Source organism: Rhizobium leguminosarum bv. trifolii WSM2297 (assembly GCF_000271845.1).
The window spans coordinates 3638013-3663752 of the sequence record NZ_JH719395.1; the positions used below are offsets into that span (position 1 = coordinate 3638013).

Genomic DNA, 25740 nt, shown 5'->3' on the forward strand with positions numbered 1-25740 from the left:
TTACGACAAGACATCCCATTTTCGGAGCGGTCGGACAGGGTCCGGCGCCACGAATCAAGTCTTAAAACAATACTTCGGAAGGGAATCGGCGGGAAGGGAGCGCCCAAAAAATAAGCCGCGGCATTTGTCAATGTCGCGGCTTCTACATCTTGTGGATATTAACGATCAGGTCAATATCTGTAGTGGTCGGCCTTGAACGGGCCCTTCGGCGAGACGCCGATATAGGCAGCCTGTTCCGCAGAAAGCTCGGTCAGCTTCACGCCGAGCTTGTCGAGATGCAGGCGCGCGACCTTCTCATCGAGATGCTTCGGCAGGATATAGACCTGGTTCGAATATTGCTCGGGCTTGGTGAAGAGCTCGATCTGCGCCAGCGTCTGGTTGGTGAAGGAGGCCGACATCACGAAGGACGGATGGCCGGTGGCGTTGCCGAGGTTGAGCAGACGGCCTTCGGAAAGCAGGATGATGCGGTTGCCCTTGGGGAACTCGATCAGGTCGACCTGCGGCTTGACGTTGGTCCACTTGAGATTGCGCAGCGCAGCGACTTCGATTTCATTGTCGAAGTGGCCGATATTGCCGACGATCGCCATGTCCTTCATCGCCCGCATATGGTCGATCCGGATGACGTCCTTGTTGCCGGTGGTGGTGATGAAGATATCGGCCGAGGAAACGACGTCCTCGAGAAGCACGACTTCATAACCGTCCATGGCGGCCTGCAGGGCGCAGATCGGATCGGCTTCGGTGACCTTGACGCGGGCGCCGGCGCCGGAGAGCGAAGCAGCAGAACCCTTGCCGACGTCGCCGTAGCCGCAGACGACGGCAACCTTGCCGGCCATCATCACGTCGGTGCCGCGGCGGATACCGTCGACCAGCGATTCCTTGCAGCCGTATTTGTTGTCGAACTTCGACTTGGTGACGGAATCGTTGACGTTGATCGCCGGGAAGGGCAGCAGGCCCTTCTGGCTGAGCTGGTAGAGGCGGTTGACGCCGGTCGTCGTTTCCTCGGTGACGCCCTTGATCGCGTCGCGCTGCTTGGTGAACCAGCCAGGCGATGCGGCAAGACGCTTCTTGATCTGTGCGAAGAGGATTTCCTCTTCCTCGGAATGCGGATGCGACAGCACGTCCTCGCCGGCTTCGGCGCGGGCGCCGAGCAGGATGTACATGGTGGCGTCGCCGCCGTCATCGAGGATCATGTTGGAAAGGCCGCCGTCGGCCCACTGGAAGATCTTGTCGGTATAGACCCAGTAATCTTCGAGCGATTCACCCTTGATGGCGAAAACAGGGACGCCGGCAGCGGCGATCGCGGCAGCGGCGTGATCCTGCGTCGAGAAGATGTTGCACGAGGCCCAGCGGACTTCGGCGCCGAGCGCCACCAGCGTCTCGATCAGCACGGCGGTCTGGATGGTCATGTGCAGCGAGCCGGTGATGCGCGCGCCCTTCAGCGGCTTTGCCTGGCCGAATTCGGTGCGGCAGGACATCAGCCCCGGCATTTCGGTTTCGGCGATCGTAATTTCCTTGCGGCCGAAATCCGCAAGCCCGATATCGGCGACGACATAATCTTTTTCGGTGCTCATAGAGGTCTCCAGGCTGAAAAACGTCTCAAAATTGGCGCAGGCGCGAAAATGACCGCGCGACGGATAGGCCGGATGCAAGCTCACGGCATGTCCGCCGTTTAGCAGGCTTCGGATGCGAAGGCAATAAGGATATAAAGAAGTCTTTATATGTTTATATGAGCTTGGCCGAAGCCTACATCTCTTCGCCGAAGCGATTCTGGATCAGCTGGTCCAGGGCCTCCAGCGCTTCTTCGGCCTGGATGCCGCTTGCCGAGACGACGACGCTCGAGCCGGGGCTCGCGGCAAGCATCATCAAGCCCATGATCGAGGTGCCGCCGACCGTCATTCCGTCTTTGGAAACGGTGATGGCGGCATCGAAAGTCTCGACCATCTGCACGAATTTGGCGGAGGCGCGCGCGTGGAGACCGCGCTTGTTGATGATGAGGAGTTCCCGGGAGAGCGATGTCATGAAGGGCCGTTATTTTCCGCTGAGCACGCGGCTCGCGACATTGATATATTTTCGCCCGGCTTCGGAAGCCTCCACCAGTGCCTTCTCCATATTGTTCTCGCCGCGCACGCCGGCGAGCTTGATCAGCATCGGCAGGTTGACGCCGGCAATGACTTCGGTATGGCCGCTGCTCATGACTGAAATGGCGAGATTGGACGGCGTACCGCCGAACATGTCGGTCAGAATGACGACGCCATGGCCGTCATCGGCACCGGAAACAGCTTCCAGAATGTCCTGCCGTCTTTGATCCATGTCGTCTTCGGGGCCAATACAGACCGTCTCGATGAATTTCTGAGGACCGACGACGTGCTCGACAGCATGACGAAACTCTTCAGCCAGCTTGCCATGAGTGACAAGCACAAGTCCGATCATGATATTACTGCTCCCATATACGCGAACGGTGGCCCCAATATCGCAATGCAGCAATTACGTCCACCGGTGGGGGCACATCTTGGCTATGAAAAGCCGAAGTGCAAGATAAAAATGCGAATATATAAGGCAGATTGATCAATCCGGAAGGCGTCAATGCCCGATATCGGGTGCTTTCGCCATCAGCATTGCAAGGGGTGACGAGACGCCTGTGAGCAACCGCAATGCGGGAAGCGAAAAACCGGGCGCGAGGCTGACGATTTCACCCTCTGGCGGCAGGCGGTTTTCACCGGACGCGCTGCCCGGAAGCACGGCATAATGCATCGCCGCCTGGGGAACGTGCTCCTGTCGGACGATGCCGGTGCCGCGAAGCTCGATCAGCCCGGCGATCGACGGCGGGCAGCTGGCCACCACGGTGCCGGTCTCTTCGGAGAGAAGAACCTGGTCGTCGGCGACCAGTGCCGTAAAGAGCCCGAGCCGGCGCGCTTCGGTCATGCAGGTAAAGGCCAGCATTGATTTTCCCCAGCCGGAGGGGCCGCTGAACAGCAGGCCCGTGCTGCCGACGACGATCGCCGTCGCATGGATGTTTAAGGCCGCCGTCATGCGGCGGCGTCAAGCGGCAGAGCCAGGATAAAGCGTGCACCGAGCACCTTTCCGCCTTCGGTGTCGGTGATGTTTTCTGCTCTCAGCGAGCCGCCATGGGCTTCGGCAATCTGCCGGCTGATCGACAGGCCGAGCCCCGAATTCTGCCCGAAGCCTTCCGATTCCGGTCGGTCCGTATAGAAACGCTCGAAGATGCGGTCGATATTTTCCGCCTGGATGCCGGGGCCGTTGTCTTCGATCGTGGTGACGCAGCGCGAACGTGTCCGCACCAGCCGCACGGTAATCTTGCCGCCCTTCTCAGGCACGAAAGAGCGGGCGTTCTCGATCAGGTTGGCGATGATCTGGCCGATGCGCAGATCGTGGCCGTTGACGACGAAGCGCGTCTTGACGTTCGGCTTGCGATCGATCGCATATTCGATTTCCACCTGCTTCTTGCTGCTTCTGACCTGGCGTGAAACCTCGATAAGGTCGCGCAACAGCACCTCCATGTCGACGGAACCGGCATCGACGCGCGCGAGTTCGGCATCGAGGCGGGAGGCGTCGGAGATATCGCTGATCAGCCGGTCGAGGCGGCGGACATCGTGCTGGATGACGTCCATCAGCCGCTTCTTGGAATCGTCGGACCGGGCAAGCGGCAGCGTTTCGACGGCGCTGCGCAGCGAAGTCAGCGGATTCTTGAGTTCGTGGCTGACATCGGCGGCGAAACTTTCGATCGCATCGATGCGGTCGTAGAGCGCCGTCGTCATCTCGCGCAATGCGATGGAAAGATTGCCGATTTCATCCTGGCGGGCGGAAAAGTCAGGAATCTGCTCACGCGTCTTGGCCCCGCGGCGCACACGGATGGCGGCGGCCGAAAGGCGGCGCAGCGGATTGGCGATCGTCGACGAGAGCACCAGCGACAGCAGCACGTTCACCAGCGTCGCGACGCCGAAGACGCGCATGATCGCAAGCCGCTCGGCATGAACGATATTGTCGATGTCGCCTGCCTGGGTCGACAACAGCAGCACCCCGAGCACGGCGCGGAAACGCTGGATCGGCACGGCGACCGAAACGATCAGCTCGCCTTTTTCGGTCGTGCGCACGACGGCGCCGCGCACGCCGGTGAGCGCGTTCATCACCTCAGGATAGATCGAACCGTCGCCGCCCGGCGCTTCCTTGTAGAGCGGCAGGTTGCCGGGCTGCAGCGCCTTGTTGAACAGGGTGGCAAACCATTCGCTCCAGGTCTGCTTCTCCTCCTCGACCGGCGGCAGGTCGAAACGCAGCACTTGGCCGCGCGAATAAAGATGGCGGGAATCTAGCAGCAGATTGGCATCGGCATCGAAGATGCGGGCGCGGGTGCGCGTCGGAGAGATCAGCCGGCGCAGCACCGGCGCGACTTTCTCGGGATCGATCGGGAATTCGAGGTCTTCGTCGTTCGGTACCGGGGTGATGCTCTGGCCGGCCTGCAGCTCGAGCAGCTTCTGGGGATCGATGGTGATCGAGTTCGTATCGACCGATGCGGAAGCCGAAATGGCGCCGGCGATGATCTCGCCTTGCGTCAAAAGGCTCTCGGCGCGGGCGTCGATCAGTCCCTCGCGAAACTGGTTGAGGTAGAGGATGCCGCCGACCAGCACCAGCAGTGCGACGAGATTGAAGAAGACGATGCGCCGCGTCAGGCTCGAAAATACGGCATTGCCGAAGATGCGGCGGATCAGCGTGAAAGGATGCGACCAACGGCGGTCTCGGACGCGACGGGTGTTTACGCCCTCCGCATCGTCCAGATCCCTATCCTGCACCAACTGTGCCAACGACTGGCCCTTTCGAAGGGCGGGGCCGGATAAACCGGCCCGCAGCCCTCAACAATGTCTCGCGCTGCGCCGTCTGGGCTCAGGCTGCTTCGCGGAAGCGGTATCCCACTCCGTAGAGCGTTTCAATCATATCAAAGTCGTTGTCGACCATCTTGAATTTCTTGCGCAGCCGCTTGATGTGGCTGTCGATGGTCCGGTCGTCGACATAGACCTGTTCGTCATAGGCTGCGTCCATCAGCGCGTCGCGGCTTTTGACGACGCCGGGGCGCTGCGCCAGCGAATGCAGGATGAGGAATTCGGTGACCGTCAGGGTAACGGCCTCACCTTTCCAGGTGCAGGTATGACGTTCCTGATCCATAACCAGCTGTCCGCGCTCCAGCGAGCGGGCCTGCTGCACGGCGCCGTTTTTCGGCGCGCCGACGGGGCTCGTGCCGGCGGCTGCGGCTTCACGGCTAGAGGCGCGCCGCAGCACGGCGCGGACGCGCTCGACCAGCAGACGCTGCGAAAAAGGCTTGGTGATGAAATCGTCGGCGCCCATCTTCAGGCCGAAGAGCTCATCGATCTCTTCATCCTTGGAGGTGAGGAAGATGACGGGAATATCCGACTTCTGCCGCAGGCGGCGCAGCAGTTCCATGCCATCCATGCGCGGCATCTTGATATCGAAGATCGCCAGCTGCGGCGGTCGCGCCAGAAGGCCGTCGAGCGCCGAAGCACCGTCCGTATAAGTCTCGACCTTATATCCTTCGGCCTCCAGTGCGATCGACACCGAGGTGAGGATGTTGCGGTCGTCGTCAACGAGCGCGATTGTCGGCATGGTGTTGGTCTCCGTCATCAGTGCGCAATCTCCCGGATTTTGCTCTCCCCAGGCGGTCTCAGTGACCGGATGCGCTTATGGAGGATAAAGGTGGAACAAATTGTGGCAAAGATAAAGGGAAAGATTGTCGTCGAATTCGCCGGCAATCTTAAGTGGCGCGACAAAATGTTTCAACGCGCAATCTAAAACGATTTAAAACGGAGGCAATAAATTTAAATCGATTAAATAATTGATATTACTATATTTTTTCAAGTTTTGTGTCTTGTGTTTTAAAATTTCTACCCGTATTTTCGCGATTAGTTTTAACGGCAACGCGCCTGAGCAAAGGGAACTAGCCATGGAAAAGTTCGGAGTTCATAACCCGGCAACGGAGCTGGCAACGGTTGGATTGGGCGGCGCAGCCAGCGTTCGCTACAACTTTTCCGCCGCCGCACTCTATGAAGAAGCGATCCGCCGGGGTGAAGCCGAACTGACTGCTCAGGGCGCGCTGCGGGCCATCACCGGGCAGCACACCGGCCGTTCGCCGCGCGACAAGTTCGTTGTTCGCGACAGCAATACCGATGGCCAGATCTGGTGGGACAACAACAAGCCGCTCTCGCCGGAACATTTCGCCCTGCTGCGCGACGACATGCTGGCGCATGCCGCCGGTAAGGACCTGTTCGTCCAGGATCTCGTCGGCGGCGCCGAGGAAGGTCATGCTCTGCCGACCCGGGTGGTTACCGAGTTTGCCTGGCATTCGCTGTTCATCCGCAATCTGCTGATCCGCCCCGATGCCACGGCACTCCCCAGCTTCGCGCCGAAGCTGACGATCATCGATCTGCCGAGCTTCAAGGCCGATCCGGCCCGCCACGGCTGCCGTTCGGAGACGGTGATCGCCTGCGACCTGACCAATGGTCTCGTCCTCATCGGCGGCACCTCTTATGCCGGCGAAATGAAGAAATCGGTCTTCACTGTGCTCAATTACCTGCTGCCGGCCAAGGGCGTGATGCCGATGCACTGCTCGGCCAATGTCGGTCCGGACGGTGACGCGGCGGTGTTCTTCGGCCTTTCCGGCACCGGCAAGACGACGCTGTCGGCCGATCCGGCCCGTACGCTGATCGGTGATGACGAACACGGCTGGAGCGAAAACGGCATCTTCAACTTCGAAGGCGGCTGCTACGCCAAAACCATCCGTCTGTCGGCCGAGGCCGAGCCGGAAATCTATGCGACGACCCAGCGTTTCGGCACCGTGCTCGAAAACGTCGTGCTGAACGAAGGCCGCGAGCCGGATTTCAATGACGGCTCGCTGACCGAAAACACCCGCTGCGCCTACCCGATGAATTTCATCCCGAACGCTTCGGAAACCGGCCGGGCCGGCCATCCGAAGACGATCATCATGCTGACCGCCGATGCCTTCGGCGTCATGCCGCCGATCGCCCGTTTGACGCCCGATCAGGCGATGTATCACTTCCTCTCCGGCTACACCGCCAAGGTAGCCGGCACTGAAAAGGGTGTCGTCGAGCCGGAAGCGACCTTCTCCACCTGCTTCGGCGCCCCCTTCATGCCGCGGCATCCGGCTGAATACGGCAACCTGCTCAAGGAGCTGATCGGCCGCCACGGCGTCGAATGCTGGTTGGTCAATACCGGCTGGACCGGCGGCGCCTACGGCACCGGCAAGCGCATGCCGATCAAGGCGACGCGCGCGCTTCTCGCTGCTGCTCTCAACGGCAAACTCGGCCAGGTCGAATTCCGCGCCGATACCAACTTCGGCTTCGCCGTACCGGTCTCCGTCAATGGCGTCGACAGCGGCATTCTCGATCCGCGCTCGACCTGGGCCGATAAGGCAGCCTATGACGCACAGGCCGAAAAGCTGGTCTCGATGTTCATTGCGAACTTCGCCAAGTTCGAGAACCACGTCGACGGCGGCGTTCGCGACGCGGCTCCCGGCGTGAAGGTTGCCGCCGAATAAGAAGCGCAAGCAATTCCAGCAAAAGCGTGTAGCGGTTTTACGCCCGGAATTGCACTAAACAGACTCTCTGACTCACGTGAAACCCGGCATCGCAGGACTGCCGGGTTTTTCCGTTGACGGCCGATATGTTCAACCGGCTGTCAATGTGAGATAGAACGGGGCATGGCCAGCGACGCACTCTATATCGACGACAGGATCACCATCGCCGGATGGGAGCTGACGGAACAGTTTGTTCTGGCGGGCGGTCCCGGCGGGCAGAACGTCAACAAGGTTTCGACCGCGGTCCAGCTGTTCTTCAACATCCCGAACTCGCCGTCGCTGAACGACCGCGTCAAGGCCAATGCGGTCAAGCTCGCCGGCCGGCGCCTGTCGAAGGAAGGGGTGCTGATGATCGAGGCGAGCCGCTTTCGCAGCCAGGACCGTAATCGCGAGGACGCGCGCGACCGGCTGAAGGAGTTGATTCTGGAGGCCGCCAAGCCGCCGCCGCCGCCGCGCAAGAAGACCAGGCCGACCAAGGGGTCGGTCGAGCGCCGCCTGAAGGAAAAATCCGGCCGCTCGGAAGTCAAGAAAATGCGCGGCCGCCCTGGCGGAAGCAGTGAATGACATGCCGGACCTCTTGAGCGGCATTCGCCATCTCCCCGGCTATCTCGACCGGGCGCGCCAGGAGGCGTTGGTCGAGGTCATCCGCACCATTGTCGCCAAGGCGCCGCTTTATGTGCCGGTCATGCCCGGCACCGGCAAGCCGATGTCGGTGCGCATGACCAATTGCGGGCCGCTCGGCTGGGTGACCGACAAGGAGCGCGGCTATCGTTACCAGCCGACGCATCCGGCAACCGGCAGGCCTTGGCCCGATATGCCGCAGGAATTACTCGATATCTGGAATGATGTCGGCGGCTACGACAAGCCGCCGGAAGCTTGCCTGATCAATTTCTACTCCGACGACGCCCGTATGGGCCTGCATCAGGACAAGGACGAGAGGGATTTCCAGGCGCCGGTCGTCTCGATTTCGCTCGGCAACAGTTGCCTCTTCCGCATCGGCGGCCTCAGCCGCAAGGATCGTACGCTATCCTTTAAGCTGTCCAGCGGCGATGTGGTCGTTCTGGGCGGCGAGGGGAGGCTGTGTTTCCACGGCGTCGACCGCATTCATCCGGCGACGTCGACGCTCTTGAAGAATGGCGGCCGCATCAATCTGACGCTGCGCCGCGTCAATCCTTCGAGCTGACAGTCAGCGCAGGATCGCCTGCTATAGTTTCCGCAGTGCGACCTGTTCGATCAGATGATCCTTGCCCTTTTTCAGGATGAGATCGGCACGCGGCCGCGTCGGCAGGATATTCTGGCGCAGGTTTTTCAGGTTGATATTCGTCCAGAGTTCCTCGGCGATCTCGAGCGCTTCCCCATCGCTGATCGAGGCGTAGCGATGGAAATAGGAATTAGGATCCCGGAAGGCGGTTTCGCGCAGCCGCATGAAGCGTGTGACGTACCAGTTGTGAATCTGGTCTTCGGCGGCATCGATATAGATCGAGAAGTCGAAGAAGTCGGACACCATCGGCACGATCTTGCCGCCGGCAGGCAGGTCGCGCGATTGCAGCACGTTGATGCCCTCGAAGATCAGGATGTCGGGCCGGTCGACGATCTTGTATTCATCCGGCAGCACGTCATAGACGAGGTGCGAATAGCTGGGCGCCTTCACATCCGGCTGTCCGGCCTTGATCGCCGAGAGAAAACGCAGGATCGCGGCCGTATCGTAACTCTCCGGAAAACCCTTGCGCTGCATCAGCTTTTGCCGCTGTAGCACGGCGTTCGGATGAAGGAAGCCGTCGGTGGTGACGAGGTCGACTTTCGGACTGGAAGGCCAGCGCCCTAGCAGTTCCTTGAGGATACGGGCGGTGGTCGATTTTCCCACAGCGACCGAGCCGGCGATGCCGATGACGAAGGGCGTCTTCGTCACATCGGAGAGGCTGAGGAAGCGGTTGCGCTGTTCAAACAGCATCTGCGAGGATTCGACATGCGCCGACAGCAGCCGCGACAGCGACAGATAGATGCGCCGGACCTCGTCGAGATCGATCGGGTCGCCCATCGAACGCAGCCGCTTGACCTCGTCGCTGGTCAGCGTCAATGGCGTGTCGGCGCGGAACTTCGCCCACTGCTCGGAAGAAAAGAAGTGGTAGGGCGAATAGGATTCCGACTGGAAGTGATCCAACGTTTCCGGCACCCCGATAATCTCAGTCGCGATACTCATGAACTCTGCCGGCCGGCCTTTTCCTTGAGGCCGGACTGCGCGGTTCTGCGCTCGAGCTCGGCCATGACATTCTCTAACGGTATTTCAGCAATCTTCAATACGACCAATAGGTGATAGAGCACATCGGCGGCTTCATAGGTCAGATTGTCGCGGTCGCCGGTCACCGCCGCCATCACCGCTTCGATCGCCTCTTCGCCGAGCTTCTTTGCCGCTTTCGGCTGGCCGGCGGCCACGAGCTTTGCCGTCCAGGATTGCTCCGGTGAGGCTTTCGACCGCTCGGCGACGATGCTTTCGAGATCGGAAAGGGAAAATCCGCTCATAGGTCCGCTTTCAAGTTCAGTCGAGACGCATGTCGATGCCGCACTTCGACATATAGTGTTTCGCCTCGCCGACGGAATAGGTGCCGAAGTGGAAGATCGATGCGGCGAGCACCGCATTGGCGTGGCCCTCCTTCACCCCGGCGACGAGATCGTCGAGATCGCCGACGCCGCCGGAGGCGATGACGGGCACGCGCACCGCATCGGCGATCGCCCGCGTCAGTTCCAGATCGTATCCGACCTTGGTGCCGTCGCGGTCCATCGAGGTCACCAGCAGCTCGCCGGCGCCGCGCGCCACCATCTTCTGGGCGAATTCGACGGCATCGATGCCGGTCGCGTTGCGGCCGCCATGCGTATAGATTTCCCAGGCGCTGAGATTGTCGCCGCCGACCGCCTGCGTACGCCGGCGCTTGGCGTCGATCGAGACGACGATGCACTGATCGCCGAACTTGTCGGCCGCTTCAGCGACGAAGTCGGGATTGCTGACGGCTGCCGAATTGATCGAGACCTTGTCGGCGCCGCACAGCAGGAGCTTGCGGATATCGGCGATGGTCCGCACCCCGCCGCCGACGGTCAGCGGCATGAAACATTGGTCGGCCGTGCGCGACACGACATCGAAGATCGTCTCGCGATTGTCCGAGGAAGCGGTGATGTCGAGGAAGCAGAGCTCGTCGGCACCGGCCGCATCATAGGCCTTGGCCGCTTCGACGGGATCGCCGGCATCGACGAGGTTGAGAAAGTTGACGCCCTTGACGACACGGCCGTCCTTGACGTCGAGGCAGGGAATGACACGGGCCTTGAGGGTCATTTACGCGGTCTCCTTTGCCCTGCTGGCCTTGATCAGCGCCAGCGCCTGCCCGGGATCGATACGGCCGTCATAAAGCGCACGGCCTGAAATCGCGCCTTCGAGCTTCTGCGCATCCGGCTCCAGCATGCGTCTGACATCGTCGAGCGAGGCAAGGCCGCCGGAGGCAATGACCGGAATGGAGACGGCGTCGGCAAGCTCCAGCGTCGAGGCCCAGTTGATGCCGGCAAGGATGCCGTCACGGTCGATATCGGTATAGATGATCGCCGCGACGCCGGCGCCTTCGAATTTTTTGGCGAGTTCGATGATCCCGAGTTCCGAAGCCTCCGCCCAGCCCTCGACCGCCACCTTGCCGGCCTTGGCATCGATGCCGACGGCGACGTGGCCCGGAAATTTCCGGCAGGCCTCGATGACCAGATCAGGATTTCTGACCGCGACGGTGCCGAGAATGACGCGCCGCAGCCCGCGCGACAGCCAGGCCTCGATATGATCGAGGGTGCGGATGCCGCCGCCAAGCTGCACCGGATTTTTCGTTGCCTTGAGGATCGCCTCGACGGCATCGCCATTGGCCGAATGTCCCGCGAAGGCGCCGTCGAGATCGACCACATGCAGCCATTCGAACCCCTGGTCTTCGAAGGATTTCGCCTGGGCGGCCGGGTCGGTGTTGTAGACCGTCGCCTGTTGCATGTCGCCGAGCTTGAGGCGGACACATTGGCCGCCCTTCAGGTCGATCGCGGGAAAAAGGATCATGTCGTCTTACGTCCGTAGTGTGGTCGATACCATCAGCGCATTCCACGCATCTACGATATCCGAGCGGAAAAAGACAGCGGCAATGGTGGCCGCGCCGAAAAGCAGAAGAAGCAGCAGGGTGACGGTAAAGCCGGACCGAACCTGGCGCCAAAAGCTGAGACGCCGCTTCATCGATTTTTCGATGTCGCGCACGTCGCGCAGCGCCTGGCTGTTGACGGCGGCGAGCCGGATTTCCGGCTCCATCGCCTCGACATAGGTTTCGGCATAACTCGAAAGGATCTGCGAGGCGCGGTCGCGCAGCGTATTGCGCAGGTCGGTCGAGAGATAATTGCTGGCGACCGCGGCAAGCTCGGCCTCGTTGGGAGAGCGGCCGGCGTTGCGCTTGCGATAGCTGATGACGAAATCGCGCTTCTGCCGCTCGTAAAGGGCATAGGCAAGCAGACCGATCAGATCGTCCTCGCCTTCGATATAAAATTCCAGCACCGCCTCGGCGATATCGGCGGCGTTGATGCCGTTGGCGCGCAGCTGTGAATTCTCGTTGCCGGCCAGAAATTCTTGGATCATCGGTCCAGCCTTTCTTTCAACGCCTTGGCTGCATTGGAAAGCGCTCTTTTGTGAATGATCTCATCGACACGGCGGATAATCGTTCCGTCGGGAAGCCGGATGTCCGAGAAGGGAGGCATGCCCTCCCTGGAGGGTCTCAGCGTATAGAACACCTTGCCTGATTTCCGCGAAGCCGGCATCGAGCGCACTCCTGTTCCGCCGTTTCCATCGGTATTACGGGTTCCAGCGCAGGAAATTGGCGATCAGCGCCAGGCCGAGCTTCTGGCTCTTTTCCGGGTGAAACTGTGCGCCGACCATGTTGTCGCGCCCGACGAGAGCGGTCATCGCACCGCCATAGTCGACGGTCGCGATGACGTCGTCGTCGTTTTCGGCGGCAAGATGGTAGGAATGCACGAAATAGGCATGCAGCCCCTCAGGCCCCGTGGCAATGCCATCGAAAAGTGGATGTTCGCGCTTCAGGTCGAGCGTGTTCCAGCCGATCTGCGGGATTTTCAGTGTGGGATCACCGGGCGTCATCTCGACGACGTCGCCGGGGACCCAGCCGAAGCCGTGCGTCACCGTCTTCTCGAGGCCGCGCGACGACATCAGCTGCATGCCGACGCAGATACCGAGGAACGGCCGCGCCTTCTTCTCGACGGCTTCGATCAGCACCTCGGCCATCCCGGGCACGGCATCGAGGCCGCGCCGGCAATCGGCATAGGCGCCGACGCCGGGAAGCACGATACGATCGGCCGCCGCGACATTCTCTGCCCTGTCGGTGAGATCGATATGCGCATCGATGCCCGCTTCACGGGCGGCACGTTCGAAAGCCTTGGTCGCCGAACGCAAATTGCCGGAACCATAATCGATAATCGCGACGCGCATCGTCAGCGTCCTCCATCAAAACCAAAAAGGCCAAGCGCTGTGCCATGGCCCCGCGGGCCGCTCGGCCGGGATTTGTTCTCCCAGTCCGGTGCCGCGTTGTCGTCACTCTCCGTGGTGGCCGCCTGGTCCGAAAAATAGACTTGCTCGGCAATGCCGATCGTATCGGCGGCAATCAGGGCGTCTTCGGTCCAGCCCTTGGCAGCGAGGTTGCGGATCCGGAAATTTTGGCCTTCGAGGCCGACCAGCAGATTCACGCCCAGCATGATGGCCGCGCCCGCCGGCCAGAGACCCGGTTCCTCCATCAGCGCACCGCCGATGCCCTGCAGCAGAAAGGCCGCGGCCGCATGCAGCCAAAGCCGATGTGCCAGCAGCCACGGCCAGGGGAAGAGGAAGCCGAGCAGCGTGAAGCCGTCGCGGATGGTCCGCGTCTGTTCGAGCGTGGCGCTCGTGCCGCCGGGCGGCTTCAGGAAGATATAGCTCGACGTCATTGTCGCCGCTCCCTTGAGGGGCTCAGACGAGCGTGCCCTTGGTCGAGGGAACACGGCCAGCCTGTCTCGGATCGATCTCTGTCGCCGTGCGCAGTGCGCGGGCAACGGCCTTGAAGCATGTCTCGGCAATATGGTGGTTGTTGGCGCCATAATGGTTGAGAATATGCAAGGTGATGCCGGCATTCTGGGCGAGCGCCTGGAAGAATTCGCGAACGAGTTCGGTGTCGAACGTGCCGATCTTCGGCGCGCTGAAGGCGACGTTCCAGACGAGGAACGGCCGGCCGGAAAGATCGACCGCAGCCTTGGTCATCGTCTCGTCCATGGCGAGATCGATCGAAGCGTAGCGAGTGATGCCGCGCCGGTCGCCGAGCGCCTTGGAGATCGCCTGGCCGATGGCGATGCCGGTATCCTCGACCGTGTGGTGGTCGTCGATATGCAGGTCGCCCTTGGCTTCGATTTCCATGTCGATGAGGGAATGCCGCGAAAGCTGGTCGAGCATATGGTCGAAGAAGCCGACGCCCGTCGAAATCTTCGATTTGCCGGTGCCGTCGAGATTGACGGAAACCGAAATCGAGGTTTCGTTGGTCTTGCGGGAAACGCTGCCCGTACGGCTTGCTGCGGTCTCGGCCATATGGCCCTCCATCGGGAATAAGTCCGTTCCTTATCAGGCGCATCGGCAAATATCCAGAAGCCGGGCGAGAGAAAAGCCGGCCCATTTGCAAACGGCGCCGGCCCACTTACATAGGGCTTAACAGGGCCGGTGTGCGGCCCGGTGGAGTAGCCCGCGCCAAGGGCAGACAGGTGTTTGATGACAACGATCATTACAGTTCGAAAAGGCGGTAAGGTGGTGATGGCGGGCGACGGCCAGGTGAGCCTCGGCCAGACCGTCATGAAGGGCAATGCCCGCAAGGTGCGCCGCATCGGCAAGGGCGAAGTCGTCGCCGGTTTCGCCGGCGCCACTGCCGATGCCTTCACCTTGCTCGAAAGGCTTGAAAAGAAGCTCGAGCAATATCCCGGCCAGCTGATGCGCGCCGCCGTCGAGCTCGCCAAGGACTGGCGCACCGACAAATACCTGCGTAATCTCGAAGCCATGATGCTCGTCGCCGACAAATCGATCACGCTGGCGATCACCGGCAATGGCGATGTCCTGGAGCCTGAGCATGGCACGACGGCGATCGGCTCGGGCGGCAATTTTGCCTTCGCCGCCGCCCGCGCGCTGATGGATACCGACAAATCGGCCGAAGAGATCGCGCGCCGCGCCCTCGAGATCGCCGCCGATATCTGCGTCTACACCAACCACAATATCGTGGTGGAATCGCTGGATGTCGAAGGCTGAATTCCCAGCCTTCCGGCCGCTGCCGCGGCCAACAAAGACGAATTCCGGCCGGGCGCTGATGGCCCTGGACCGCCAGGAGAATGATACGCAATGACGACTTTTTCCCCCCGCGAGATCGTTTCCGAACTCGACCGCTACATTATCGGCCAGCATGATGCGAAGCGCGCTGTCGCGATCGCACTGCGCAACCGCTGGCGCCGCCAGCAGCTGGATCCCAGCCTGCGCGACGAAGTCATGCCGAAGAACATCCTGATGATCGGCCCGACCGGTGTCGGCAAGACCGAGATCTCCCGCCGCCTGGCAAAACTCGCCGGCGCGCCCTTCATCAAGGTGGAAGCCACCAAATTCACCGAAGTCGGTTATGTCGGCCGCGATGTCGAGCAGATCATCCGCGATCTGGTCGAGGTCGGCATCGGCCTGGTGCGCGAGAAGAAGCGGTCCGAGGTCCAGGCCAAGGCGCATGTCAGCGCCGAGGAACGTGTTCTCGATGCGCTGGTCGGCACCACCGCGTCGCCCGCCACCCGCGAAAACTTCCGCAAGAAGCTGAGGGACGGCGAACTCGACGACAAGGAAATCGATATCGAGGTGGCTGATGCCGGTTCCGGCATGGGCGGCTTCGAAATTCCCGGCATGCCGGGCGCCAATATCGGCGTGCTCAACCTGTCGGAAATGTTCGGCAAGGCGATGGGCGGCCGCACCAAGAAGGTACGCACCACGGTCAAGGCCTCCTATAGCGACCTGATTCGCGATGAATCCGACAAGCTGATCGACAATGAGGTGATCCAGCGCGAGGCCGTCCGCTCCACCGAGAATGACGGCATCGTCTTCCTGGACGAAATCGACAAGATCGCCGCCCGCGACGGCGGCATGGGCGCCGGCGTTTCCCGCGAAGGCGTCCAGCGCGACCTCCTGCCGCTCGTCGAAGGCACGACGGTCTCGACCAAATACGGGCCTGTCAAGACCGACCATATCCTGTTCATCGCCTCCGGCGCCTTCCATGTCTCCAAACCCTCGGATCTTCTCCCCGAGCTTCAGGGCCGCCTGCCGATTCGTGTGGAGTTGCGTGCGCTGAACAAGGAGGATTTCCGCCGGATCCTGACCGAGACGGAAGCAAGCCTCATCCGCCAGTATCGCGCGCTGATGGAAACCGAGAGCCTGAGCCTCGAATTCACCGACGACGCGATCGATGCGCTGGCCGATGTCGCCGTGCATCTGAACTCTTCTGTCGAGAATATCGGCGCCCGCCGTCTGCAGACGGTGATGGAACGGGTTCTGGACGATATTTCCTACAACGCGCCGGATCGCGGCGGGACGGCCATCACCATCGATGCCGCTTATGTCCGCGAACATGTCGGCGATCTCGCGCAGAATACCGATCTGTCACGCTTCATTCTGTGATATCGGCGCACCGGTTCATGTCTTTCCCGATGTGAATGCCGGATGTGACGAAGTCCACTCTCGACAGCGGGCCTTTTACTTTTTAGTGAAGGCCCGTTTTGTTTTCCGTTCCGGCTTTATTCGGCCAAGATTCTGGTCCAGTCAGCCGCATCGCAAACAGGACGATGGAACGGGACGGGATAGCGGATCGTGCGACGCCTTTTGACAAGCCTTTTGATTGCCGTTGCCCTGGTGAATTCGGCGCCCGCCTTTGCCATGCAGACGGTGCCGGCCGGCAATCGTCATGCCGAGCAGCCCGATATTCCGGGTGCATCCGTCCGGCGCACCAAGGGAACCAAGAGCAGCTTCGATCTGAAGTATGAAAAGGTCCACGAGCTTCTGGCGACCGATCGCGAGCTGATGGGCAAGATCCGGAAGGTCTCCAGCGCTTACGGCATCAATCCCATCCATGTCGTCGGCGCGATTGTCGGCGAACACACCTATAATGTCGACGCCTACGACCGGCTGCAGGCCTATTATGTCAAGGCAGCCTCCTATGCCGGCGAAAGTTTCCGCTTCGCTTATGACGGCGAAAACGTCGATGATTTCGTGGCGCGGCCGCAATTTGCGCAATGCAAGGCCAAGAGTGATTCCTACACGCTGTGGTCCTGCCGCGAAGATGTCTGGGAGAGCGATTTCCGCGGCAAGACGGTGGCTGGCAAGAGCTTCCCCAACAACCGCTTCAGCGCAGTCTTCTTCCAGCCCTTCTACGCCGGCCAGACCTTCGGCCTCGGCCAGGTCAATCCGCTGACGGCGCTGATGCTCTCCGATCTCGTCAGCCGCGTTTCGGGCTATCCGAAGCTCAACGAGAAGAATGCCGGCGCCGTCTATAAAGCCATCATGGATCCCGATATCTCGCTCGCCTTCGTCGCCGCCTCGATCCGCAGGTCGATCGACGATTACAAGGAGATTGCCGGCATGGACATTTCGGGCAATCCCGGCCTGACGGCGACGCTTTATAATGTCGGCAACTCACGCCAGCGTGCCGCTGCCCTTGCGGCGAAGAACCGCGGCGCCGGCGCGACCGTCTGGCCGGAAGAGAATTATTACGGCTGGCTGATCAATGACAAGCTGGACGAACTCAAGGGCCTGCTCTAGCTTCTAGCTTGCCGGGAAGGCTTCGTTCTTCCCCGAAAGGCTTTGACGATGGACATGCGTCCTGATCCCTTCGTTCCGCCAGCACCGTTGCCGCGTACCGTGCCGCCGAGCCGGCTTGATATCATCCGCATCATCCTGCGCAATCCGCTCGAACTCTGGGGCGAGCCGTCCTATACGCTGCCCTGGATCAAGACGAGCTTCTTCGGGCAACACACCCTGATCGTCAACGATCCCGGCCTGATCAAGCATGTGCTGGTCGACAATGCCGGCAATTACCGCATGTCCGATATCCGCCAGCTGGTGCTGCGGCCGATCCTGCGCGACGGCCTGCTGACGGCGGAAGGCCAGGTCTGGAAACGGTCGCGAAAGGCGGTCGCCCCGGTTTTCACGCCGCGCCATGCCAAAGGTTTCGCCGGCCAAATGCTGCGGCAATCGGAAGATTATGTCGGCAAATATGCGGGCACCGGCCCGGCAGGCCAGGTCTTCGATATCGCCACCGACATGACGGATCTGACCTTTGCGATTCTCGCCGAAACGCTCTTTTCCGGCGAAATCGTCTCCTCGAGCGGCCATTTCGCCGATGACGTCAACCAGCTTCTCCACCGCATGGGCCGCATCGATCCGATGGACCTGTTGCGCGCCCCCTCCTGGGTGCCGCGTCTCACCCGTATCGGCGGCCAGAAGGTGCTGGAGAAATTCAGGGCGATCGTCCGCGACACCATGGATATGCGGCTGGCGAAGATGAAGACCAATCGCGCCGCCGCACCGGACGATTTTCTGACGCTGCTTCTGGAACAGGCGGGCCCCGATGGCCTGACCAAAGAGGAAATCGAGGACAATATCCTGACCTTCATCGGCGCCGGACACGAGACGACCGCTCGCGCACTGGCCTGGACGCTTTATTGTGTGGCGAACAGCCCGCATATCCGCGAGGCGATGGAAACGGAAATCGACGCTGTTCTCGCAACCGGGGCCGAGCCGGTGGAATGGCTGGATCTGATGCCGGTGACGCGGGCGGCTTTTGAAGAGGCTCTCAGGCTATATCCGCCCGCACCATCTATCAATCGCGCCGCGATTGCGGATGATCGCTGGACGAACGCGAAGGGCGAGAAGGTCGAGATACCGGCCGATATCACCGTGCTCATCATGCCTTGGACGCTGCATCGCCACGAACTCTATTGGGAAAAGCCGCGCGCCTATATGCCGGAACGTTTCCTGCCGGAAAATCGCGGCAGTATTGGCCGCTTTCAGTTCTTGCCCTTCGGCGCCGGCCCGCGCGTCTGCATCGGTGCGACCTTCGCGCTGCAGGAGGCGGTGATCGCGCTGGCGGTGATGATGCACCGTTTTCGCTTCGACCAGACGGAAACGACCAACCCCTGGCCGGTGCAGAAGCTGACGACGCAGCCGCAGAACGGGCTGCCGATGCGCGTGACGCCGCGCATAATTTCCACGAAAGCATAAATCTTTCGAATTATTGCGGAATTGACTGTGAATGAAAGCCGGGCAAAGTGGCAGCATTCAAAGTCGTTGCCAGGGAGAATGCCGCATGAGCCGCGTTGATAAGAACGGTCTTGCCGTCGAAACCGTCCTTCATGATTTCCTGACCCAGGAGGTTCTGCCGGGCCTAGCGGTCGATGCGGACAAGTTCTTTGCCGATTTTTCGGCGATTATCCATGATCTCTCCCCGAAAAATCGGGCGCTGCTGGCAAAACGCGACGACCTGCAGCTCAAGATCGACGACTGGTATCGCCGCCACGGCGCTCCGGTCGATATGGACGAATACCAGTCCTTCCTCCGCGAAATCGGCTATCTCCTGCCCGAGGGTTCGGACTTCCAGGTCTCGACCCAAAACGTCGACACGGAAATCGCCTCGATCGCCGGCCCGCAGCTCGTCGTTCCCGTCATGAACGCCCGTTATGCGCTCAACGCCGCTAATGCCCGCTGGGGCTCGCTCTATGATGCGCTCTACGGCACCGACGCCATTGCCGAGAGCGACGGCGCCGAAAAGGGCAAGGGTTACAATCCAAAGCGCGGCGAGAAGGTCATCGCCTGGGTGCGCGATTTTCTCGATAGGTCGGTGCCGCTGCAGGATAGCAGCTGGAAGGACGTCGGCAGTTTGATCGTCAAGGATGGAGCACTTGTCGTTCGATCGACCGATGGCGAGCAGGCAATGTTTGCGGATGCTGGGCATTTTGCCGGTTATCGCGGAGATGCGGCCGCTCCGACGCATATTCTCCTGAAGAACAACGGTATCCACATCGAGATCGTCATCGATGCGACGACGGCGATCGGTAAGACCGATCCGGCCCATATTTCCGACGTCTGGCTGGAATCGGCGATCACCACGATCATGGACTGCGAGGATTCGATTGCCGCCGTCGATGCCGAGGACAAGGTCGTCGTCTATCGTAACTGGCTCGGCCTGATGAAGGGCGACCTGCAGGAAGAAGTGGTAAAGGGCGGAACAAGCTTCGTCCGCAAGCTCAACCCGGATCTGGATTATGCTGGTCCGGATGGCGCTGCCTTCGAGCTGCATCGCCGCTCGCTGATGCTGGTGCGCAATGTCGGCCACCTCATGACCAATCCGGCCATTCTCGACCGCGACGGCAACGAAGTGCCCGAGGGCATCATGGATGCCGTCATCACCGGCCTGATTGCGCTTTACGATATCGGACCGGCCGGCCGGAGAAAGAATTCCCGCACCGGCTCCATGTATGTGGTCAAGCCGAAGATGCATGGGCCGGAAGAGGTCGCCTTCGCCGTCGAGATCTTCTCGCGGGTCGAAGATGCGTTGGGGTTGCCGCGCAACACCATCAAGATGGGCATCATGGATGAGGAGCGCCGCACCACCGTCAATCTCAAGGAGTGCATCCGCGCTGCCCGCGAACGTGTCGTCTTCATCAATACCGGTTTCCTCGATCGCACCGGCGACGAGATCCACACCTCGATGGAAGCCGGTCCGATGATTCGCAAGGGCGATATGCGCCAGGCGGCCTGGATTTCCGCCTATGAAAACTGGAACGTCGACATCGGCCTCGAATGCGGCCTCGCCGGCCATGCCCAGATCGGCAAGGGCATGTGGGCGATGCCGGATCTGATGGCGGCGATGCTGGAGCAGAAGATCGCCCACCCGAAGGCCGGCGCCAACACCGCCTGGGTACCGTCGCCGACGGCCGCCACCCTGCACGCCACCCATTATCACCGGGTCAATGTCGCCCGCGTTCAACAGGGATTGAAGGATCGTGCCCGCGCCAAACTCTCCGACATTCTCTCCGTGCCTGTTGCGGTGCGGCCGAACTGGACGCCGGAGGAAATCCAGCGCGAGCTCGACAACAATGCCCAGGGCATTCTCGGCTACGTCGTGCGCTGGGTCGATCACGGCGTCGGCTGCTCGAAAGTGCCCGACATCAACAATGTCGGTCTGATGGAAGACCGCGCCACATTGCGCATCTCGGCCCAGCACATGGCGAACTGGCTGCATCACCAGGTCGTCACCGAGGCTCAGATCGTCGAAACGATGAAGCGCATGGCCGCTGTCGTCGACCGGCAGAACGAGACGGACCCCGCCTATCAGCCGATGGCCGGCAATTTCGATGGCTCGATCGCCTTCCAGGCCGCCCTCGATCTCGTTTTGAAGGGCAGGGAGCAGCCGAACGGCTATACCGAACCGGTGCTCCACCGCCGCCGCCTTGAGCTCAAGGCGAAGCAGGCCGGGTGAGAGTATAGTTTTGAAATATGAAAAGGCCGCCGAGACGACAGTCCGGCGGCCTTTTTTATACCGAATTCGGTAATTAGCTTACTGGATAACGACGACCTTGGAGGTGCCCTTGCCGGGACGAACGCGGCTATAGAGGTCGATGACGTCCTGGTTCATCAGGCGAATGCAGCCCGAGGAAGCGGCGGTGCCGATCGAGGCCCATTCCGGCGTGCCGTGCAGGCGGAACAGCGTGTCCTTGCCGTCGTCGTTGAAGAGATACATGGCGCGTGCGCCGAGCGGATTGCTGAGACCCGGGCCCATGCCGTCTTCGACATACTTGGCGACGTCAGGGCGGCGGACGGCCATTTCCTTCGGCGGGTGCCAGGTCGGCCATTCCTGCTTCCAGGCGACGTAGGCGGTACCGGCCCATGCGAAGCCCTGCTTGCCGACGCCGATGCCGTAACGCATCGCCTTGCCGTTGGCCAGGATGTAATAGAGGAAGCGCTCGCGCGTGTTGACGATGATCGTTCCCGGACGCTCGGTGGTCTGGTAGCTGACGACCTGGCGGCGGAACTGCGGCTTGACCCTGTCGATCGGGATCGCCGGCAGGGAGTATCCGGCATCCTTCGTCACGCCATAGGCGTCGTTGAAGATTTGAGCCGTCTGTACCGTCGGGCCTGCGCCCTTGTCGTCGACGGATGCGCTATCGGAGTTGGTGGAGCAACCGGCCAGTGCGAGCGTTGTCAGCAGGCCAAATACAGGGAATGCATTGCGGATGCGCATAGATGACTCTTGAAGTTTTGGGGCAAGGAGAACAGTCTTTCGACCATCGTTGATTATGGTTTATTTTCGATTAACTTGCGCTTTGCAAGGCTACTGCAGCGCGACAAATCCGTACGCCGCGCAAATTAGAAGCGCATGGTTTTTTTGCAACAACACGCCAGCCCCTGCGATGGTTATCCATGACGATTTTGAGTGTTTACAATAACAATCCGTTAATCGATGGCCGGCAATCGGACAGGGCCATGATGGTGCGGCGGGGGACGCAGATTTTGCTGCATGAAATGCGCCATGCCGTGCTGCCCGAACTGCCGCTAGCCAGTGGCCGTCGTGCCGATTTGATCACTATTTCGGAAAAGGGCGAGGTCTGGATTATCGAAATCAAGACGTCGATCGAGGATTTCAGAGTGGATCGCAAATGGCCGGAATACAGGCTGCATTGCGACCGGCTGTTCTTTGCGACTCACGAGGGCGTGCCGCTCGACATCTTTCCCGAGGAGTGCGGGCTTTTCCTCTCGGACGGTTATGGCGCCCATATGATTCGCGAGGCGCCCGAACACCGTTTGGCCCCGGCCACGCGCAAATCCGTCACGCTCAATTTCTCGCGCGCCGCCGCACAACGGCTGATGATGGCCGAATGGGCGAACGGAAAGCCGTTCACCGTCGATGATGTCTGATGGATGTCTCGGCTATTTCGGTGCCCGTTTGGCAAGAATGCGCTGTAGCGTCCGCCGGTGCATGTTGAGCCGGCGCGCCGTTTCCGAAACATTGCGCTCGCACATTTCATAGACCCGCTGGATGTGTTCCCAGCGCACCCGGTCGGCCGACATCGGGTTCTCGGGAAGCTCCGCCTTTTCGCCTGCCCGCTGCGTCAGCGCCGAAAACACGTCGTCGGCATCCGCCGGCTTTGCCAGATAATCGACGGCGCCGAGTTTGACGGCCGTCACCGCCGTTGCGATATTGCCGTAGCCGGTCAGTACGATGATCCTTGTGTCGTCGCGCCGCTGGCGGATCGCTTCGATGACATCAAGCCCATTGCCGTCGCCGAGGCGAAGGTCAACCACGGCATATTTCGGCGGCCTGCCCTTCGATTTCGCAACGCCCTCCGCCACTGATTCGGCCGTTTCCACCTGGAAACCGCGCGTCTCCATCGCCCGGGCCAGCCGGCGCAGGAACGGCCCGTCGTCGTCGACGATCAGCAGGCTGGCGTCGGGACCGATATGGTCTTCATCTGTCGCAGCGAAATTTTCGTGATTTTGTTCTGTCATCGTCTTGGCCCTGGCGCTTGAACGCCCGATCTGCGTCAACCGCTTATATCCTACTTATGCCGACAAAGTCACTTTGTCGAATTTGCGTCGATCAGCATGCGCGGCCATTCGATTCGGATACGCGCGCCCGCACTTTCCGGGTCGCGATTCTCGAAAATCAGCGATGCCCCCGAGCGCTCCAGCAGGGTCTTGGCGATGAAAAGCCCGAGCCCGAGGCCGCCGGCCGTATCCTCTTTCTGCCGTTTGGTGACATAAGGCTCGCCGATCCGCGTCAGAATATCGGGCGCATAACCGTTGCCGTCGTCCTCGATGACGATCAGCACTTTATCGTGATCATGTTCGACGGTGACGATCACTTTCTCCCGCGCATAATCGACGGCGTTTTCAATCAGATTGCCGAGCCCGTACATGATGCCGGCGTTGCGGTCGGTCACCGGCTCGTCCTTGCGCGGGCTCTTTTCGATCAGCTCGAGGGTGATGCCGAATTCGCGGTGCGGCGCGACGATCTCCTCGATCATCGAGGAAAGCGGCAGGCGGCGCATATGCGCTTCGCCTTCGGAGGACAGTGTCGTCAGCCGCCGCAGGATGTCACGGCAGCGTTCGCTCTGGCTGCGTAGCAGCATCACGTCCTCGCGGAAACGATCGTCGTTCTTGAGTTCCCGCTCCATTTCCTTGGCGACGACGCTGATCGTCGCAAGCGGCGTGCCGAGTTCGTGGGCAGCTGCGGCGGCCAGTCCGTCGAGCTGCGAAAGATGCTTTTCCCGCTGCAGCACCAGTTCGGTCGCAGCCAGCGCATCGGCAAGCTGGCTCGCTTCCATCGACACCCGGTAGGCATAGAAGGCGGCGAACGCCATCGTCGAGGCGATCGAACACCAGACACCGAACTGCATGACGTTGTGGACATTGATCTCGACGCCGTCGAACCAGGGGAGCGGGAAGGGCGAAAAGGCAAGCACGGTGATGCAGACCATGGCGACGCCGATCAGGGCTGTGCTGTAGCGGATCGGCTGCGAGGCAAACGAGATGATGACCGGCACGCAGACGAGCGCCGCGAAAGGATTGGCAAGGCCGCCGGTGATGAAGAGCAGCGCGCAAAGCTGCAGAAGATCGAAGCCAAGCAGCGCAAAGGCCGCCGGCGGCTCCAGCCGATGCGTCGGCGGATAGCGGATCGTCAGGTAGAAATTTACCCAGGCAAGGGCAGCGATCAGCGAAGAGCTGGCGATCAGCGGCAAAGAAAATTTCAGCCAGAAGGCCACGATGAACACCGTCATCGCCTGTCCGCCGACCGCAAGCCAGCGCAGCCGCACCAGCGTCTGCAGGCGCAGCCTGCGACTGCTGTGCCGGTCCTCCAGCGTAAAGCTTTCCGTTTTGTCGGTCATGCCGAAGGCTCCTTGAATGGCCGTCATGTACCACGCGGTTTTGCCCGTGTCGTCGGCAACGCCTCTTCCGGCCGCTCCGGCCAGGGGTGACGGGGATAGCGTCCGCGCATATCGGCGCGGACATCCTTCCACGAGCCGGCCCAGAAGCCAGGCAGGTCGCGTGTCGTCTGGATCGGCCGATGCGCTGGAGAGGTGAGTTCGAGCAGCAGCGGCAGGCGGCCGCCGGCGATGGCCGGGTGCTGCTTCAACCCGAACAGCTCCTGCACGCGGATTGTCAGCACCGGCTCCTCGCCCTCATATTGGATCGGGTGCCTCTGGCCGGTCGGCGCTTCGAAATGGGTCGGCGCAAGTCGGCTAAGGTCGCGTTGCAACTCGTGCGGCACCAACGACATCAGCCCATTCGAAAGCCCGGCCGCGGAAATCTCGGAAAGGCCGCGGGCCTCCGTCTGAAAAGGACCGAACCAGTCGTCCAGCCGGGACAGCAGGGCATCGTCGCTGACATCGGGCCAAGGTTCGCCGATCGTCCTGTGGAGGAAACCGATCCGCTCCCGAAGTTGCACCGCCTCTTTCGAGAAGGCAAGCTGATCGAGCCCCAGCTCGCGCACCCCCTCCACCAGCGCCTGGGTGACCGCAGGCCCGGACGGCCGCGGCAAGGGCGTTTCTTCGAAGACGATCGCGCCGAGCCGGGTTGCCCGCCGCGCCCGTATTTGCCGGCTTTGCCGGTCGAAGAAGATCTGATCGCCGGTTTTGATCTCGCCGGGCAGTTCGGCTTCGATGTCGCCGCGCGTCACCTCGGCTGCCGAGAGAACCCGCGCCTGCGCCGCCCGTCCGGTGAGATCGGCGATGACGAGCATCTGGCTGCCGGCCAGCCTCTCGGTTTCCGGCAGCTCCGCGCCGCGACCGTTCGCCATGACGAATCGGCCGCGCCCGCCGCGCTGAAGTGCGATTCGATCCGGGAATGCATGCAGCAGCAGCTGGCCCGCAAGCGCCGGCGCCGTTGCCGCAACGCTGTCGAGCCCGTTCGCCAGCCGCCCCGCCAGCCGCCGCGAGGCGTCGGCTCTTTCGCCGCGCTCGGCCTTGAAGCGCCGCAGCCGGTCCTCGATATCGATGCTCGTTCCGCCAAGCCCCTGTTCGGTAAG

Annotated in this window: 28 protein-coding genes (1 of these 28 cut by a window edge); 9 read left to right on the top strand and 19 right to left on the bottom strand. The window is 61.3% G+C overall.

Annotated elements, in window-relative coordinates; translation table 11 throughout:
* Window positions 1–170: 170 nt before the first annotated feature.
* From ahcY to RLEG4DRAFT_RS32765, 6 genes are all read right to left on the bottom strand, one after another.
* Complete coding sequence (gene ahcY, locus RLEG4DRAFT_RS32740; protein ID WP_003583282.1) at window positions 171–1571, bottom strand: adenosylhomocysteinase; 1401 nt, start codon at window positions 1569–1571, stop codon at window positions 171–173.
* Window positions 1572–1743: 172 nt separating this feature from the next.
* Entirely contained in the window at window positions 1744–2019 is a 276-nt protein-coding gene (locus tag RLEG4DRAFT_RS32745) for an HPr family phosphocarrier protein (RefSeq protein WP_003583284.1), read from the bottom strand.
* 9 nt (window positions 2020–2028) lie between these two features.
* Entirely contained in the window at window positions 2029–2430 is a 402-nt protein-coding gene (locus tag RLEG4DRAFT_RS32750) for a PTS sugar transporter subunit IIA (RefSeq protein ID WP_003544139.1), read from the bottom strand.
* A 150-nt stretch (window positions 2431–2580) separates the two neighbouring features.
* The gene (locus tag RLEG4DRAFT_RS32755) at window positions 2581–3030 is read right to left on the bottom strand and encodes an HPr kinase/phosphorylase (protein WP_003583287.1); all 450 of its coding nucleotides are present in this window, start codon (window positions 3028–3030) and stop codon (window positions 2581–2583) included.
* The gene (locus tag RLEG4DRAFT_RS32760; RefSeq protein ID WP_003583288.1) at window positions 3027–4817 is read right to left on the bottom strand and encodes a sensor histidine kinase; all 1791 of its coding nucleotides are present in this window, start codon (window positions 4815–4817) and stop codon (window positions 3027–3029) included. The genes RLEG4DRAFT_RS32755 and RLEG4DRAFT_RS32760 overlap by 4 nt, the downstream gene beginning before the upstream one ends.
* 79 nt (window positions 4818–4896) lie before the next feature.
* Window positions 4897–5631, bottom strand: a complete 735-nt coding sequence (locus RLEG4DRAFT_RS32765; RefSeq protein WP_003571378.1) for a response regulator transcription factor — start codon at window positions 5629–5631, stop codon at window positions 4897–4899.
* 337 nt (window positions 5632–5968) lie between these two features.
* On the opposite strand from RLEG4DRAFT_RS32765, the gene RLEG4DRAFT_RS32770 reads away from it, so the two are divergent.
* From RLEG4DRAFT_RS32770 to RLEG4DRAFT_RS32780, 3 genes are all read left to right on the top strand, one after another.
* Window positions 5969–7579 carry a phosphoenolpyruvate carboxykinase gene (locus tag RLEG4DRAFT_RS32770; protein WP_003583291.1) on the top strand — a complete coding sequence of 537 codons (1611 nt, stop codon included), beginning with the start codon at window positions 5969–5971 and terminating at the stop codon, window positions 7577–7579.
* 162 nt (window positions 7580–7741) lie between these two features.
* Window positions 7742–8182 (top strand): alternative ribosome rescue aminoacyl-tRNA hydrolase ArfB, encoded by a 441-nt coding sequence (gene arfB, locus RLEG4DRAFT_RS32775; RefSeq protein ID WP_003583292.1) that lies wholly within the window; start codon window positions 7742–7744, stop codon window positions 8180–8182.
* A 1-nt stretch (window position 8183) separates the two neighbouring features.
* A complete protein-coding gene (locus RLEG4DRAFT_RS32780; RefSeq protein WP_003583294.1) occupies window positions 8184–8801 on the top strand; it encodes an alpha-ketoglutarate-dependent dioxygenase AlkB family protein in 618 nt (205 codons plus the stop codon).
* A 21-nt stretch (window positions 8802–8822) separates the two neighbouring features.
* On the opposite strand, the gene coaA is transcribed toward RLEG4DRAFT_RS32780, so the two are convergent.
* Genes coaA through hisB form a run of 9 tightly spaced genes read right to left on the bottom strand, consistent with a single transcriptional unit; the run spans window position 8823 to window position 14237 of the window.
* The gene (gene coaA, locus RLEG4DRAFT_RS32785) at window positions 8823–9818 is read right to left on the bottom strand and encodes a type I pantothenate kinase (RefSeq protein WP_003583295.1); all 996 of its coding nucleotides are present in this window, start codon (window positions 9816–9818) and stop codon (window positions 8823–8825) included.
* Window positions 9815–10138 (bottom strand): phosphoribosyl-ATP diphosphatase, encoded by a 324-nt coding sequence (locus RLEG4DRAFT_RS32790; RefSeq protein ID WP_003571373.1) that lies wholly within the window; start codon window positions 10136–10138, stop codon window positions 9815–9817. The genes coaA and RLEG4DRAFT_RS32790 overlap by 4 nt, the downstream gene beginning before the upstream one ends.
* A 16-nt stretch (window positions 10139–10154) precedes the next feature.
* A complete protein-coding gene (gene hisF / locus RLEG4DRAFT_RS32795) occupies window positions 10155–10943 on the bottom strand; it encodes an imidazole glycerol phosphate synthase subunit HisF (protein WP_003583297.1) in 789 nt (262 codons plus the stop codon).
* Complete coding sequence (gene hisA, locus RLEG4DRAFT_RS32800) at window positions 10944–11690, bottom strand: 1-(5-phosphoribosyl)-5-[(5-phosphoribosylamino)methylideneamino]imidazole-4-carboxamide isomerase (protein WP_003583299.1); 747 nt, start codon at window positions 11688–11690, stop codon at window positions 10944–10946. It abuts the gene before it with no gap.
* Between the two features lie 6 nt (window positions 11691–11696).
* A complete protein-coding gene (locus RLEG4DRAFT_RS32805) occupies window positions 11697–12254 on the bottom strand; it encodes a hypothetical protein (RefSeq protein ID WP_003583301.1) in 558 nt (185 codons plus the stop codon).
* A complete protein-coding gene (locus RLEG4DRAFT_RS32810) occupies window positions 12251–12433 on the bottom strand; it encodes a hypothetical protein (RefSeq protein WP_003583302.1) in 183 nt (60 codons plus the stop codon). Before RLEG4DRAFT_RS32810 ends, RLEG4DRAFT_RS32805 begins: the two co-directional genes overlap by 4 nt.
* 34 nt (window positions 12434–12467) lie before the next feature.
* On the bottom strand, window positions 12468–13118 hold the full coding sequence (hisH, locus tag RLEG4DRAFT_RS32815; RefSeq protein ID WP_003583304.1) for an imidazole glycerol phosphate synthase subunit HisH: 651 nt from the start codon (window positions 13116–13118) through the stop codon (window positions 12468–12470).
* Window positions 13119–13120: 2 nt separating this feature from the next.
* The gene (locus RLEG4DRAFT_RS32820) at window positions 13121–13606 is read right to left on the bottom strand and encodes a DUF2628 domain-containing protein (RefSeq protein ID WP_003583305.1); all 486 of its coding nucleotides are present in this window, start codon (window positions 13604–13606) and stop codon (window positions 13121–13123) included.
* 22 nt (window positions 13607–13628) lie between these two features.
* Window positions 13629–14237 carry an imidazoleglycerol-phosphate dehydratase HisB gene (gene hisB, locus RLEG4DRAFT_RS32825; protein ID WP_003583306.1) on the bottom strand — a complete coding sequence of 203 codons (609 nt, stop codon included), beginning with the start codon at window positions 14235–14237 and terminating at the stop codon, window positions 13629–13631.
* A gap of 177 nt (window positions 14238–14414) precedes the next feature.
* On the opposite strand from hisB, the gene hslV reads away from it, so the two are divergent.
* The 5 genes from hslV (at window position 14415) to RLEG4DRAFT_RS32850 (ending at window position 21195) form a co-directional block, all read left to right on the top strand.
* On the top strand, window positions 14415–14942 hold the full coding sequence (gene hslV, locus RLEG4DRAFT_RS32830) for an ATP-dependent protease subunit HslV (RefSeq protein WP_003583308.1): 528 nt from the start codon (window positions 14415–14417) through the stop codon (window positions 14940–14942).
* Between the two features lie 90 nt (window positions 14943–15032).
* Complete coding sequence (gene hslU / locus RLEG4DRAFT_RS32835; protein ID WP_003583312.1) at window positions 15033–16340, top strand: ATP-dependent protease ATPase subunit HslU; 1308 nt, start codon at window positions 15033–15035, stop codon at window positions 16338–16340.
* 189 nt (window positions 16341–16529) lie between these two features.
* Window positions 16530–17477, top strand: coding sequence for a DUF1402 family protein (locus tag RLEG4DRAFT_RS32840; RefSeq protein ID WP_003583314.1), 948 nt, complete (start codon window positions 16530–16532; stop codon window positions 17475–17477).
* Window positions 17478–17525: 48 nt separating this feature from the next.
* Window positions 17526–18938 (top strand): cytochrome P450, encoded by a 1413-nt coding sequence (locus RLEG4DRAFT_RS32845; RefSeq protein ID WP_003583316.1) that lies wholly within the window; start codon window positions 17526–17528, stop codon window positions 18936–18938.
* Window positions 18939–19023: 85 nt separating this feature from the next.
* Window positions 19024–21195, top strand: coding sequence for a malate synthase G (locus RLEG4DRAFT_RS32850; RefSeq protein ID WP_003583318.1), 2172 nt, complete (start codon window positions 19024–19026; stop codon window positions 21193–21195).
* 78 nt (window positions 21196–21273) lie between these two features.
* On the opposite strand, the gene RLEG4DRAFT_RS32855 is transcribed toward RLEG4DRAFT_RS32850, so the two are convergent.
* Complete coding sequence (locus tag RLEG4DRAFT_RS32855; protein ID WP_003583320.1) at window positions 21274–21957, bottom strand: L,D-transpeptidase; 684 nt, start codon at window positions 21955–21957, stop codon at window positions 21274–21276.
* A 179-nt stretch (window positions 21958–22136) separates the two neighbouring features.
* Here RLEG4DRAFT_RS32855 and RLEG4DRAFT_RS32860 point away from each other — a divergent pair, with 179 nt between their 5' ends.
* A complete protein-coding gene (locus RLEG4DRAFT_RS32860) occupies window positions 22137–22631 on the top strand; it encodes an MmcB family DNA repair protein (protein WP_003583321.1) in 495 nt (164 codons plus the stop codon).
* Between the two features lie 12 nt (window positions 22632–22643).
* Here RLEG4DRAFT_RS32860 and RLEG4DRAFT_RS32865 read toward each other — a convergent pair whose 3' ends face one another.
* From RLEG4DRAFT_RS32865 to hrpB, 3 genes are all read right to left on the bottom strand, one after another.
* Complete coding sequence (locus RLEG4DRAFT_RS32865) at window positions 22644–23222, bottom strand: ActR/PrrA/RegA family redox response regulator transcription factor (RefSeq protein WP_025417428.1); 579 nt, start codon at window positions 23220–23222, stop codon at window positions 22644–22646.
* A gap of 68 nt (window positions 23223–23290) precedes the next feature.
* Window positions 23291–24601, bottom strand: a complete 1311-nt coding sequence (locus tag RLEG4DRAFT_RS32870) for an ActS/PrrB/RegB family redox-sensitive histidine kinase (RefSeq protein WP_003583323.1) — start codon at window positions 24599–24601, stop codon at window positions 23291–23293.
* 23 nt (window positions 24602–24624) lie between these two features.
* On the bottom strand, window positions 24625–25740 hold the 3' portion of the coding sequence (gene hrpB / locus RLEG4DRAFT_RS32875) for an ATP-dependent helicase HrpB (RefSeq protein ID WP_003583325.1). The gene runs 1350 nt beyond the window's last position; 1116 of the gene's 2466 nt are visible here — the last part of the coding sequence; its start codon lies off the right edge, out of view — the gene reads right to left on this strand; its stop codon occupies window positions 24625–24627.